This window comes from Mycolicibacterium hodleri (genome assembly GCF_025822245.1).
Lineage (GTDB): Bacteria > Actinomycetota > Actinomycetes > Mycobacteriales > Mycobacteriaceae > Mycobacterium > Mycobacterium hodleri.
The window spans coordinates 139288-152193 of record NZ_JACKTL010000036.1 but is presented as its reverse complement, the minus strand read 5'-3'; the positions used below and the strand labels follow the sequence as shown (position 1 = coordinate 152193).

General features: G+C 69.2%; 10 protein-coding genes. 1 reads left to right on the top strand and 9 read right to left on the bottom strand.

Going from position 1 to position 12906, the window contains the following annotated elements:
• Window positions 1-2 precede the first annotated feature (2 nt).
• The 8 genes from H7J06_RS16235 to H7J06_RS16200 all read right to left on the bottom strand — a co-directional run bounded on the left by H7J06_RS16235 (window position 3) and on the right by H7J06_RS16200 (window position 11602).
• Complete coding sequence (locus H7J06_RS16235; protein WP_264039990.1) at window positions 3-1277, bottom strand: alpha-hydroxy acid oxidase; 1275 nt, start codon at window positions 1275-1277, stop codon at window positions 3-5.
• A gap of 2 nt (window positions 1278-1279) precedes the next feature.
• Window positions 1280-2728 (bottom strand): rhamnulokinase, encoded by a 1449-nt coding sequence (locus H7J06_RS16230; protein WP_264039989.1) that lies wholly within the window; start codon window positions 2726-2728, stop codon window positions 1280-1282.
• Complete coding sequence (locus H7J06_RS16225) at window positions 2725-4761, bottom strand: bifunctional aldolase/short-chain dehydrogenase (protein ID WP_264039988.1); 2037 nt, start codon at window positions 4759-4761, stop codon at window positions 2725-2727. The genes H7J06_RS16230 and H7J06_RS16225 overlap by 4 nt, the downstream gene beginning before the upstream one ends.
• 5 nt (window positions 4762-4766) lie before the next feature.
• Window positions 4767-5912, bottom strand: coding sequence for an L-rhamnose isomerase (gene rhaI / locus H7J06_RS16220; protein ID WP_264039987.1), 1146 nt, complete (start codon window positions 5910-5912; stop codon window positions 4767-4769).
• A complete protein-coding gene (locus tag H7J06_RS16215) occupies window positions 5912-7252 on the bottom strand; it encodes an MFS transporter (protein ID WP_264039986.1) in 1341 nt (446 codons plus the stop codon). The genes rhaI and H7J06_RS16215 overlap by 1 nt, the downstream gene beginning before the upstream one ends.
• 8 nt (window positions 7253-7260) lie before the next feature.
• On the bottom strand, window positions 7261-7599 hold the full coding sequence (locus H7J06_RS16210; protein WP_264039985.1) for an L-rhamnose mutarotase: 339 nt from the start codon (window positions 7597-7599) through the stop codon (window positions 7261-7263).
• Window positions 7600-7752: 153 nt separating this feature from the next.
• A complete protein-coding gene (locus tag H7J06_RS16205; RefSeq protein ID WP_264039983.1) occupies window positions 7753-9225 on the bottom strand; it encodes an acetyl-CoA acetyltransferase in 1473 nt (490 codons plus the stop codon).
• A 16-nt stretch (window positions 9226-9241) separates the two neighbouring features.
• Complete coding sequence (locus H7J06_RS16200) at window positions 9242-11602, bottom strand: CaiB/BaiF CoA-transferase family protein (protein ID WP_264040126.1); 2361 nt, start codon at window positions 11600-11602, stop codon at window positions 9242-9244.
• Window positions 11603-11717: 115 nt separating this feature from the next.
• Between H7J06_RS16200 and H7J06_RS16195 the strand changes: the two genes are divergently transcribed.
• Entirely contained in the window at window positions 11718-12482 is a 765-nt protein-coding gene (locus tag H7J06_RS16195) for a CPBP family intramembrane glutamic endopeptidase (RefSeq protein WP_264039982.1), read from the top strand.
• A 46-nt stretch (window positions 12483-12528) separates the two neighbouring features.
• Here the strand turns inward: H7J06_RS16195 and H7J06_RS16190 are convergent, their stop codons facing one another.
• Window positions 12529-12831 carry a GlsB/YeaQ/YmgE family stress response membrane protein gene (locus H7J06_RS16190; protein ID WP_264039981.1) on the bottom strand — a complete coding sequence of 101 codons (303 nt, stop codon included), beginning with the start codon at window positions 12829-12831 and terminating at the stop codon, window positions 12529-12531.
• Between the last annotated feature and the right edge of the window lie 75 nt (window positions 12832-12906).

The window sequence follows — 12906 nt, the reverse complement described above, 5'->3', positions numbered from 1 at the left end:
AGCTAGTCCCCCGACTCGGCTGCCAACCGGCGCGGCGTCAGCCGCTCCAGCTGCGTGACGTGGTCGGGGGTGAGCTCCTCGAGTGCGGTGACGCCCAGGAGGCGCATGGTCCGCTCGACCTGGCCCGAGAGGATCTCGATCGCCCGGTCGACACCGGCCTCGCCACCGGCCATCAACCCGTAGAGGTAGGCCCGCCCGATCAGCGTGAACCGTGCGCCCATCGCGATCGCGGCCACCACGTCGGCACCCGACATGATGCCGGTGTCGAGGTGCACCTCGACGTCCTTGCCGACCTCGCGGACCACCTCGGGCAGCAGGTGGAACGGGATGGGTGCGCGGTCCAGTTGGCGCCCACCGTGATTGGACAGCAGCACCGCGTCGACCCCGAGGTCGGCGACGGCGCGGGCGTCGGCGACGGTCTGCACGCCCTTGACCACGAACTTGCCCGGCCACTGCGACTTGATCCAGGCGAGGTCCTCGAACGTCACCGTGGGGTCGAACATGGTGTCCAGCAACTCCGCGACGGTGCCCGACCACCGGTCCAGCGATGCGAACGCCAGCGGTTCGGTGGTCAGGAAGTCGATCCACCACTGCGGACGCGGCAGCGCGTTGGCCACCGTCCGCAGGGTCAGCGCCGGCGGGATCGACATGCCGTTGCGCTTGTCGCGCAGGCGGGCACCCGCGACGGGCACGTCGACCGTGACCAGGAGCGTGTCGTAGCCCGCGGCGACCGCACGCTCGACCAGGGCCATCGACTTGTCGCGGTCCTTCCACATGTATAGCTGAAACCAGTTGCGGCCCAGCGGGTTCGCGGCCTTGACGTCTTCGATGGCGGTGGTGCCCATCGTCGACAGCGAGAACGGGATGCCCGCCCGCGCCGCGGCGTGCGCACCGGCGATCTCGCCCTCGGTGTGCATCATCCGGGTGAATCCGGTGGGCGCGATTCCGAAGGGCATCGCCACCGGCGCGCCGAGCACGTCCCAGCCGGTGCTGACCTTGGACACGTCGCGAAGGATGGCCGGGTGGAACTCGACGTCGGAGAACGCCTGTCGGGCCCTGGCGATGGACAGCTCGGCCTCCGCCGAACCGTCGGTGTAGTCGAACGCGGCGCGCGGCGTGCGGCGCTTGGCGATGCGGCGCAGGTCCTCGATGGTCAGCGCCTTGTCGAGCCGGCGCTTGGTCGCGTCGAACTCGGGCTTCTTGAATTGCATCAGCGGCGCGAGGTCGTGCCTGCTCGGTATCCGTCGCCTCGTCAAGTGGTTCGTCGAGTCGTTCATCGTCATACCCTCCCTGCCGGAGTCCGTTGCGGTTCGATGCGTTCGCCTGCCAACGTGGTGGCCATCGTCCCACGGAGGTCGTCGAGGTCACCACGCAGTAGGCCGTGGGCCCGCGCCTGCAGCAGCACGTTGCCGATCGCGGTGGCCTCCACCGGCCCGGCGACCACCGGCTTCTCCACCCGGTTGGCCAGCAACTGACACAGCAGCCGGTTCCTCGCCCCGCCGCCGACCAGATGGACGGTCTCCACGGGAACACCGCTCAGCGCGGCCGACTGTTCCACGCCCCTGGCGAACCCGGCGGCGAGACTCTCGACGATCGCGCGCGCCATCTCGGGGCGATTCGCCGGCGCTTGCAGACCCCGTTCCCGGTACCACGCCGCGATCCGCCCCGGCATGTCGCCGGGCTCGACGAACCGCGGGTCGTCACCGTCGAACACCTCCGACGGCGGCGGGCAAGCCGCCGCCTGCTCCAGCAGCAGGGGCAGGTCGACGCGGGAGCCGTCGCGCTCCCAGTGGCGCACCGACTCGCTGAGCAGCCAGAGTCCCATCACGTTGCGCAGGAACCGAATTCGCCCGTCGGCACCCACCTCGTTGGTGAAGTTGGCGGAGCGGGCGGCCGCGCTCATCACCGGCGCACCCAGCTCGACGCCCACCAGCGCCCAGGTGCCGCAGGAGACGTAGGCCGCCGACGCCGCGTTCATCGGGATGGCGACGACGGCCGAGGCGGTGTCGTGGGACGCCACGGTGGTGACGCGCAGCCCGGCGTCGAACCCCGCCCGTTCGGCCAGGTCGGGCAACACCTCACCACGATCGGCGCCGGGCTCGGCGAGCTCGGGGAACAGGCCGCGCGGCAGACCGAGCAGCGACTCCAGTTCGGTGTCCCACGTCCCGTCGACGCCGAGTAGTCCGGTGGTCGAGGCGTTGGTCCGCTCCGTCGACGTGCGCCCGGTCAGCCAATAGGAGACCAGGTCCGGCACCAGCAGGGCGGTGTCGGCGAGGTCGAGCAGACCGTCGAGCTTGTCCGCGGCCAGCTGGAACATCGTGTTGAACGGCAGGAACTGCAGCCCGTTGCGGGCGTGGATGCGGTCCTGCGGCAGCGTCGCGTGCACCGCGTCGGCGCCACGCGCGCACCGGGCGTCCCGGTAGTTGTACGGCAGCCCCAGCAATGTGCCGTCCCGCAGCAGCCCGTAGTCGACGGCCCACGAGTCCACCCCGACGCTGGTCGCGTCGGGCGCGACGCGACCGGCCTCGGCCAGCCCCGCACACACGTGGCCGAACAGGCCCGGCAGATCCCAGTGCATCGCCGTGCGCCGGCCATTCCAGAGGTAGACCGGGTCGTTGGCGAACCGGTTCAGCTGGCGCATCTCCAGGGTGCCGGGTCCGACGTCGGCCAGCATGACCCGGCCACTGGTGGCACCGAGGTCGACCGCGACGAACCGGCCGGTGCTCATCGGAGGAAGGCCGCTGCGACGCCCGCGTCCACCGGCACGTGCAGGCCCGTCGTGTGCGAAAAGTCCGAGGTGCACAGCGCGAAGGCCGCGTTGGCGATGTTCTCCGGCAGCACTTCGCGTTTGAGCAGGGTGCGCTGCGCGTAGTAGGCACCCAACTCTTCCTCGGGCACGCCGTAGACAGCGGCGCGCTTCGCACCCCAGCCACCCGCGAAGATGCCGGAGCCGCGGACCACGCCGTCGGGATTGATGCCGTTGACCTTGATTCCGTGCTCGCCCAGTTCGGCCGCCAGCAGGCGAACCTGATGCGCCTGGTCGGCCTTGGTCGCCGAATAGGCGATGTTGTTGGGCCCGGCGAACACCGAGTTCTTCGACGAGATGTAGATGATGTCGCCGCCGAGCTTCTGGTCGATCAGTGCGCGGGCGGCCGCCTTCGACACCAGGAAGGAACCGCGGGCCATCACGTTGTGCTGCAGATCCCAATCCTGGGCCGTCGTCTCCAGCAGGGACTTCGACAGGGACAGACCGGCGTTGTTGACCACGATGTCGATCCCACCGAATGCCAGCACGGTGGCGTCGACGGCGGCCTGCACGGCCGCCTGGTCGGTGACGTCGGCGGCGATCCCGACCGCCACGTCGGTGGAACCGATCTGTTCGGCTGCGGCACTGGCCTTCTCGGCGTCCAGGTCGGCGATGACGACGCACGCGCCCTCGGCGGCCAGGCGTTGCGCGATGGCCTTGCCGATGCCGGAGGCGGCGCCGGTGACCAGCGCGATGCGGGTGGCCAGGGGTTTCGGCTTGGGCATCCGCGCCAGCTTGGCCTCCTCGAGCGACCAGTATTCGATGCGGAACTTCTCGGCCTCGTCGATCGGGGCGTAGGTGGAGATGGCCTCGGCCCCGCGCATCACGTTGATCGCGTTGAGGTAGAACTCACCCGCCACCCGCGCGGTCTGCTTGTCCTTGCCGTAGCTGAACATGCCGACGCCGGGAATCAACACGATCGCCGGATCGGCGCCGCGCATCGCGGGCGAATCCGGCGCCGCGTGCCGCTGGTAGTAGCCGGCGTAGTCGGCGCGGTACTGCTCGTGCAGTTCGGCCAACCTGGCCTTGGCGTCCTCGACGGACGCTTCCGCGGGCAGGTCGAGCACCATTGGCTTGACCTTGGTGCGCAGGAAGTGGTCGGGGCAACTGGTTCCCAGCGCCGCCAACCTCGGATGCTCACTGCTGCCCAGGAATTCGAGCACCCGCGGGTCGTCGGTGAAATGGCCGACCTGGGGCTTGTCGGTGGACGCGAGACCGCGGACGAACGGCGCCAACTCCGCGGCCCTCGATCGACGACGCTCGTCGGGGAGCGCCGCGTAACCGTCCAACGGTGCGCCGAAGGGCTGTGGCCGGCCGTTGGCGTCGAGGTACCGCTGCACCGTGTCGATGATCTCCAGTGACCGCGCCTCGGCCTCGGCCGAGGTGTCGCCCCACGCGGTGATGCCGTGGCCGCCGAGGATGGTGCCGATCGCCTGCGGGTTGCGCGCCTTGATCTCGGCGATGTCGAGGCCGAGTTGGAAACCGGGTCTGCGCCAGGGAATCCACACCACGCGATCGCCGAAGATCTGCTTGGTCAGGGCCTCGCCGTCGGCCGCGGTCGCCAGCGCGATGCCGGAGTCGGGGTGCAGGTGGTCGACGTGGGCGGCGTCGACCAGGCCGTGCATCGCGGTGTCGATCGACGGCGCCGCACCTCCCCGTCCGTGCAGGCAGTAGTCGAAGGCGGCGACCATCTCGTCCTCGCGCTCGACGCCGGGGTAGACGTCGACCAGCGCGCGCATGCGGTCCAGCCGCAGCACCGCCAGTCCGTTCTCGGTCAGCGTGCCGAGGTCACCACCGGAACCCTTGACCCACAACAGGTCTACGGGCGCGCCGGTCACGGGGTCCACGTCGGACCCCTTGGCCGAGGTGTTGCCGCCCGCGTAGTTGGTGTTCTTCGGGTCGGCCCCCAGCCGGTTGGACCGGGCGATCAGCTCGTCGACGGTTGGATTGGTCATGGTGGTCATGCTCCCCACGAAGATTGGGTGCCGCCGACACGCTCGGCGGCAACGGTGTCCTGGTAACCCGATTCGGCGAAGGCTCGCATCGGATGCTCGGGAAGGCCGCGCTCGGCGCGCCACCGAGCCATTGCCGGTCGGACGTCGGTGTAGAACGCGTCCATGAAGATCTCGTTGGCGCCCAGTACGTCACCGGACTCCTGCGCGACGGTCAACGCGGCCACGTCGACGAGCTCTGCCCGCGCGGTCATCTCGGCGACGTTGAGCACCGAGCGGATCTGGCCGGGGATCTTGGCCTCGACGTTGTGGCACTGGTCCAGCATCAGGGCGAGGTCGCTGCCGGCGTCAAGGCCACCGCCGCGGATCACCTCGAACATGATGCGGAACAGCTGGAACGGATCGGCCGCCCCGACAATGAGGTCGTCGTCGGCGTAGAAGCGCGAGTTGAAGTCGAACGAACCCAGCTTCCCGAGCCGGAGCAACTGAGCGACGATGAACTCGATGTTGGTGCCGGGCGCGTGATGACCGGTGTCGAGGCAGACCTTCGCGCGCTCGCCGAGAGCCGACACCTGAGCATACGAGGTGCCCCAGTCCGGCACGTCGGTCATGTACATGGCGGGCTCGAAGAACTTGTACTCCAACACCATTCGCTGATCCTCGCCGATGTGCTGGTAGATGGCCGCGAGCGACTCGGCCAGCCGGTCCTGCCTGCCGCGGATGTCGCCCTGGCCGGGATAGTTGGTGCCGTCGGCCAGCCAGATCTTCAGGTCCCGAGACCCGGTCTGGTTCATGATCTCGATGCAGGCCAGGTGATGGTCGATCGCCTTCTGCCGGACCATCTTGTCCACGTGGGTCAGGCTGCCGAACTTGTAGTCGTCGTCTTGGAAGGTGTTGGAGTTGACCGTCCCCAGCGTCACGCCGTGCTCGGTGGCGTGTGCAGCGAGGGCGGTGTAGTCGTCGACCCGGTCCCACGGGATGTGCAGGGCGACCGTCGGCGCCATCCCGGTGAAGCGGTGCACCGTCGCCGCGTCGGCGATCTTCTCCTCGACGGTGCGCGGGGTGCCGGGGGTGCCGAACACCTTGAATCGGGTGCCAGAGTTCCCGAACGCCCACGAGGGCAGTTCGATGGATACGTTGTCGAGCAGGTTCATCAGACTGCCACCTCCGTCGCGGTCGGACTCTCCGCACCATCATTGTGCGTCGCTGCGCTCGCCTGTGGGCCGTACCGCTCGAGTTCGATCTGCCGCAATGACTTTCCCCTGGTCTCCGGGGCCCACACGGCGCCGATGACCAGGGCTACCGCCAGCAGGCCGATGAGCAGCAGACCGACGCCCGTCAGCCCGGTGACGGCCAGCAACGTCGGGAAGAAGTAGCTCAGCAGGCCGGTGAAGCTACGCACCACGCAGAACATCACGCCCTGGGCGCTGGCCCGGTACGGGGTGGCGAACAGCTCGCTGGCCCAGAGGCCGTAAAACGCCTGCGCGCCGATGCCCGCCGAGACGCCCCACAGCACGGCGAACGCCAGCATGGTCGGCACGCCACCGTCGGTGAACGCCACGAGCACGATCCAGCCGAGGATGCCGAGTCCGGCGCCGACGACGTACAGCAGCCGCTGCGAGACCCGGTCGGCGTAGCGCATGAACCCGAAGTACGTCGCGGCCACCGTGCAGCCCCACACCAGGACCTGCAGCATGTTCTGCGCGATCGCACTGTGCAGCCCGGCGGCGTCGTAGACCCGCGGCATGAAGATGCCCGCCTGGCCGGCGACGGTGTTCCAGAACAGATAGATGCCGCCGAGGAACAGCAGCGCGGTGACGTTGACCTTGCGGGAGAACAGACCTCGCAGCCCGCGCAGGCCGACCGCGTTCTTGACCGTCGTCGGCTCGTCGCGGCCCTCCTCGGCCCAAATCTCGGATTCCGCCAGGCCCTGGCGCACCCACCAGACCACGGCGGCGACGACGAAGAGGTGCAGGAAGATCAGGCGCGATCCGAGCAGGCCCAGCGGAGCCAGGGCCGCAGCCAGGCCGAAGCCGATCAGCGGGCCGACCGACCACGCCAACTGGGCGGTGCCGACGTGCTTTGCGCGACCGTCGGCAGGCGCCTGCTCCGCGATGTAGGTCCACGACGCCGGGACGCCCGCACCGACGGCGACGCCGGTGATGACGAAGGCGGCCAACAGCATTGCGTAGTTGACGGCGAAGGCCGCCAGCAGCACGCCGACCATGTAGACCAGCAGGTCGTAGGTGTAGATCGCCTTGCGGCCGTACCGGTCGCACAACGGTCCGCCGAGGATGGCGCCGATGGCCGCGCCGAAGGCGTTGGCGCTCAACGCCGCGAGGAGGCCGACGGCGAAGTTGCCGAGGTGGAACTGGGACTGCCAGAAGGCCAGGCTGGTGGCGATCGCGATGATCGACCCGGCCTCGATGTAGTTGGACATGGCGACCGCGATGGTCGCCCGCCATCCGGTCGTGGTGCGCGCTCCGATTTTCATGGGTTCCTTCAGTCGAGGTGGAAGTACTCGGTGAGCGGTGTCATCACCTGGTCGGGCGCGACGCCGGAGGGGTGCTCGAAGAAGTCGGCCATCCCGGCCTGCCAGCGAGCGTTGACCTCGGTCGCGGCCATGCGGGATTGGGCTGCCGCGAAGTCGTCGGTCTCGAGGTATCCGACGACGAGTCCGTCCTCGGGTCGGACGAACAACGAATAATGCTGCCAGCCTGCGTCCCTCAGCGCGTCGAGCATGTCGGGCCACACGTGTTCGTGGGCGGCGACGTACTCGTCGACGCGGTCGGGTTTGAGGTGTAGGACGAAGCACACCCGAGTGTTCGCGACGTGATCCACCGCTCACCTTCCGCTGCATTGAAACGTTTCAATACGTGACCGCGCTCACGATAGGCAGCGGTGGCGACGAAGTCAACAGGGACCCCGACGCGATTTGCGGTCGCTCAGGAGCGCTCAGCGCTCCCGAAACGCCACAAATCGCCGGGGGGTGCGCTAGAGGAGGGTGGCGGTCCCGTCGGCGTCGACCCGAACCTTCACGCCGGCGATGTCCTCGCGGGTACTCGTCTCCGCCTCCGACGCGTCGGTGACGACGGCCAGCGCCCGGGTGTCGGCTGGTGTGCGCACCGCGAGGAAGACCTTCTCCGCGGCGCCCTCACGGCTCACCGGCGTCGTCCACGACTCGACGGTCCCGACGCCTTCCCAGTGATCCTCGGCGACCACGGTCGGCTCCGCGTCGACGGCGGATTGCAGATCCTCCCAACGGAATTCGCCCGTCGGCGGTTCGGTGCCGTACACACCGAAGCTGTGCTTGGTCAGGTAGCCGCCGTTGGCCGTCACCAGGCCCAGCGTGCCCGGGGCGGCCACCAGGTGCTCGGCCATCGTGGCGATGGAGTGGGTCACGTAGTTGTTCCAGGGCCCGCCGGCGAACGTCAGACCACCGGTGACGGTCAACGCGCGGTCGCCGTCGAGCGAGAGCCCCAGTTCGCGCGCCGCCACCTGGACGGCCGAGGGGAAGCAGGAGTACAAGTCGACGAAGTCCATGTCGTCGACCCCCTTGCCGGCCAGCTCCAGTGCGCGGCCGCCCGCGATCCGAATGGCGGGTGAGCGGTCGAGCTCGGCGCGCTCGGCAATCAGATAGGTGTCGTGGGCGTCGGTCCCGGCATACGGGAACACCCAGCGGTCGGTCGGAATCCCAAGCTGCCGGGCCTTCTCCACCGACGTCAGGATCAGAACGGCACCCTGGTCGACCATGTTGTTGGAGTTCATCAGCTTGGTGTACGGCCAGCTGATCATGCGGTTGCTCGCACTCGGTTCCGAGATCTCCTCGGCGGTAACGGGATTGCGGTTCCACGCGTGCGGATTGCCCTGGGCGACGGCGCTGAACCCAGCCCACAGCTCGCCGATCCGGCGGCGATGCCCGTCGGGCGCCTCCCCCGCCGAGATCCGCAGTGCCTGCTCGAACATCGGATACACGTACGACGGTCGGTCCAGGTGAATGCGGAGCTCGACCGGGCCCGCCAACACGAACTCGTCGTCGCCGCCCTGCGGCACGGGCACCGAGTCGTCCTGCTTGGTGTAGTCGAGCTTGCCGCCGGCCGCGCGCACCTTGGTCCGGGTACGCCAGGTCTCGGCCCCCGCGATCATCACGGTGTCGGCGCTTCCCGACTGAATGTCGAGACAGGCCTGGTTGACCAGGGATTGCGGGACGTTGCCACCGATGCTGGTGTAGCGCCCGTCGGCCCCGGTCGCCCCGATCCGTTCGGCCAGCAGCACACCGGGGTTGCGGTACCGCCACGACAGCAGGTTGACGATGCGCACCGAATCGACGGCTTCGAGCACCCGGGCGTCGGCCGCGGCCCGCGCCGCCCGCTCCATCAGATCGACGGGCTCGACTTCTGCGTCGCTGTCGTGCTGGTTGACCTGGCCATAGCCGACGAGCACGGGTGTTCTGGGATCAAGGGGCACGATGGCCTTTCTTCCGTTACGCGAGTGGGGGGTCGGGGGTCCAGGTGAAGAGCACGCCGTCGGCGATCAGCCGGTCGGTCTCGGTGGCGTCGAGGCCGAGGACGTCGCCGACGATCTGCCGGGTGTGTTCGCCCGGCATCGGAGCGGGCCGCAGGGGCGCGTCGGCGATCCGCCGAAACGGCGCCGGGTGGGTCTCGGTCGAGATGGGCGCCGCGAACAGCGGATGCACCATCTCGGCGTAGAGGTGGCGGTGGACGAGTTGCGGATCGTGGAGCACGTCCACCGCACGGTTCATCGGTCCGGCCGGTACGCCCGCGGCCTGTACGGCCGCGACGACCTCGGCCTTGTCCAGGGTGGCCGTCCACTGCGCTACCTGTTCGACGAGTCCGTCTGCCGTGCTGGACAATTCGTCGTCCAGCACCTTAGCCAGAGCGGCGCGGTCGTCGTCGGAGCGCACGGAGATCACGCACCATTCGTCGTCCCCGGCGCACGGGTAGACCGCGTGCACCGCGTCGTCGACGCCCAGCTCGAGCCCGGCGGCCTGCGCGGCGTCGGCGACGTAGGCCGTGGCGAGTTGGTTGACGGCGGCCTCGGCCTGGGAAATGTGCACGCGGACGCCGGAATCCCCTCCGCCGATCAACGCCGCGAGGGTGGCGATCGCGGTGATCCTCGCGACGACGTGGTCGGGGAAGATCGTGGTCGCGTCGTAGAAGCCGGTGTCCCCGGGATCGTCCGACGTCCACAGCCGGCTGACGCCGGTGGTGGCCCGCACCAGCGGGCCGTAGCCCATGCGATCGCTCCACGGCCCGGTCGCACCGAACGCACTGCTCTCGGCCAGCACGATGCGCGGGTTGACCTTCGTCAGCTCGTCGTGCGAGAACCCCAGTGCGGCAAGGGTACCCGGCTTGAAGTTGGCGAACACGGCGTCGGAGGCCGAGACGAGACGGCGGAAGAGTGCGGCCCCCTCCGGCGAGCGCAGATCCAGTCCGAGGCTGTACTCGTTGCGATGGGTCAGCGCCCACGACCGACTCATGGGCTGCCCGGGTGGGGTCTGCCGCAGACCGTCCGGATAGGCGGCGCTCTCGACTTTGATCACCTGGGCGCCGTGGTCGGCGAACAGCCGACCGAGTTCACCTCCGGCGACGATGACACCGAGGTCGAGTACGCGCAGTCCATCGAACGGCAGCGGCCCGGCCTCGCCGGCCGACGCCCGCCCCGGACCCGACGTCTGCAGCCAGCCGTCGTCGCCGTCGCCCGCCACCGGGCTGGGACGCGAGATTCCGGCGCGGTGACCGTCGACGACGAACGGGCCGGCCGGGACCGCCAGCGTGGAGTCGGCGCCGACCCGGGTCTCGGTCAGCGCGCCGACCGACCGAAAGTGTTCCGAGGCCAACGCCTCCGCCGGGGCGAACACGGCGGCGATCGGGACACCGCGGCGCTGTCCCTCCGACACCAGATCGTCCATCGACTCCAACGCGAAGAGCTCCCCGATCGCGGCGTTGAGTTCTGCCGAGGCGAGGAAGCGGGCGACGATCGTCTCGAACTTCGGGTCGGCGAACTGCTCGGGCTCGCCGAGCCAGGCCCGCATGCCGTGCCACTGGCGGGCCGACAGCAGGCAGATCCGGACGAACCCGTCGCGGCACGGGAACGTCGGGTAGATCTGCTGGTTGCGTGGGCGTCCTCGCCACAACTCCCCGGACTGCTTCTGCCCGACGGCCGCCTGCCCCTCGGACCCGAACGGCGGATCGAGGCACTGGACGACCGCCTCGTACCGGGAGAAGTCGACGTAGTCGCCCGTGCCGGTACGCAGCCGGTGGTAGTACGCGACGAGCGCCACCCACGCCGCCTGGACCGCGGCAGTCGACGTCGCCAAACCGGACGGTGGCAGCACGGGCCGGCCCGCCGTCGGACCGGACCGCGACAGCGCGGTCGACATCGCGTAGAACACGGAGTCGGTGGCTTGCCAGCCAGCCCGCGGACCCGTCGTCCCGAAGTCGGTGATCTCGAGCGCGACCAGGTGCTCGTGCCGCGTGGCCAGCTCCGAGACCGACGGCCCGAACGCCGCAGCACCGGCGGCTCCCCTGCCGTCGACCAGCACGTCGGCCCCGCCGACGAGTTCGGCGAACCGCGCGCGGTCGGCGGCGTCGGTCGGGTCGAGCACGATGCTGCGCTTGTTGGCGTTGTTCAGCGTGAAGGCGATCGACGATCCCGCCACGGTCGGCCGGGCCGCGCGATGCGCCGCGCCACCCGGTTCCTCGACCAGCAGCACGTCGGCGCCGAGGTCGGCGAAGATCCTGCCGACCCCGTCCGAGTCCGCACCACCGAGGTCCAGCACCCTCGTCGACGCCAAAAGCTGACACGTGTCAAGCATGCGGATCAGTATCGTGCAGCGGCCGAAGGTCGCGGGGGCCGGGTCGGCGTCCGGTCGGAGCAGCTGCGATGTACCGGTGTTGACCTGCCAATATGGGCTCCTGACGTATGCTCGGCGAGTTATGTCCGACGTCGTCACGGCCGAAGCGCCGCCTCATCCGCTCATCGGTCAGATGGCGGCGCTGCATCACTTCCGGGTGTACGTCGACGTGGGCGTCGTGGTGGTCGTGTTGATCATGACGAACCTGCTCGCACACTTCACCACCCCCCTGGCCAACGTCGTCGTCGTTCCGGCGGCGGCGATCGTCCTGGTGCTGCTGGTGCGATCCCGAGGTCTCGGCTGGACCGAACTCGGACTCGGCCGGGACCACTGGCGGTCCGGTGCCTGGTACGCGATCGGCGCCGTCGCCCTGGTCGGGACCGTCATCGGCGTCGGCGCACTGTTGCCGTGGACCCGGCCGATGTTCATGAACAACCACTACGCCACCATCTCGGGGGCGCTGCTCGCGTCGATGATCATCATTCCCCTGCAAACCGTGATCCCCGAGGAGCTTGCCTTCCGCGGGGTGCTGCACGGTGCGCTCGACCGGGCGTGGGGGTTCAGGGGTGTCGCCGCGGCCGGTTCGCTGTTGTTCGGAATGTGGCACATCGCCACGTCCTTCGGCTTGACCAGCAGCAACGTCGGCTTCACCGACCTGTTCGGCGCGGGCGTCGTCGGCATGGTCGCCGGCGTCGTGATGGCCGTGATTGCCACGGGCGCGGCCGGTTTCGTCTTCACCTGGCTGCGCCGACGCAGCGGTAGCCTGATCGCGCCCATTGCCCTGCACTGGTCGCTCAACGGACTCGGTGCGCTCGCGGCGGCCGTGGTCTGGCACCTGTCGACCTAGGTACTGGACCCCCCGCCGCTCGCGGGCACACCGAGCCGCGCTGCGGTTACCTCTTGCGTACCGCGCCGACGATGGCCAGCAGGATGACCGAGCCGAGGATGGCGGTGAACAGCGTGAACCACCATCCGCCCGCCGCGGTGTCGACGAAGAAGCTCAGCAGGAAGCCGCCGATCAACGCACCGATGATGCCGATGACGATGTTGAGCAGAATGCCCGAGCCGCCGCCCTTGACGATCTTCCCGGCGATCCAGCCCGCGAGGGCGCCGATGATGATGTACCCGATCCACCCCACGCTGGTGAGTGTGCTGGATCGTGCGGCGACGAACTCCGTTGCCAAAACCATGTTCATGACGCACTCCTGCCAGTAGCCGAACCAGCCCGGCGACGTCGCCGGGTCAGGTTCCGGTCTACCCGGCGACGGTAA

Coding starts and splice junctions, on each gene's coding strand:
- H7J06_RS16235 (WP_264039990.1), bottom strand. CDS start 1,277: ATGAACGACTCGACGAACCACTTGACGAGGCGACGGATACCGAGCAGG.
- H7J06_RS16230 (WP_264039989.1), bottom strand. CDS start 2,728: ATGAGCACCGGCCGGTTCGTCGCGGTCGACCTCGGTGCCACCAGTGGC.
- H7J06_RS16225 (WP_264039988.1), bottom strand. CDS start 4,761: ATGACCAATCCAACCGTCGACGAGCTGATCGCCCGGTCCAACCGGCTG.
- rhaI (WP_264039987.1), bottom strand. CDS start 5,912: ATGAACCTGCTCGACAACGTATCCATCGAACTGCCCTCGTGGGCGTTC.
- H7J06_RS16215 (WP_264039986.1), bottom strand. CDS start 7,252: ATGAAAATCGGAGCGCGCACCACGACCGGATGGCGGGCGACCATCGCG.
- H7J06_RS16195 (WP_264039982.1), top strand. CDS start 11,718: ATGTCCGACGTCGTCACGGCCGAAGCGCCGCCTCATCCGCTCATCGGT.
- H7J06_RS16190 (WP_264039981.1), bottom strand. CDS start 12,831: ATGAACATGGTTTTGGCAACGGAGTTCGTCGCCGCACGATCCAGCACA.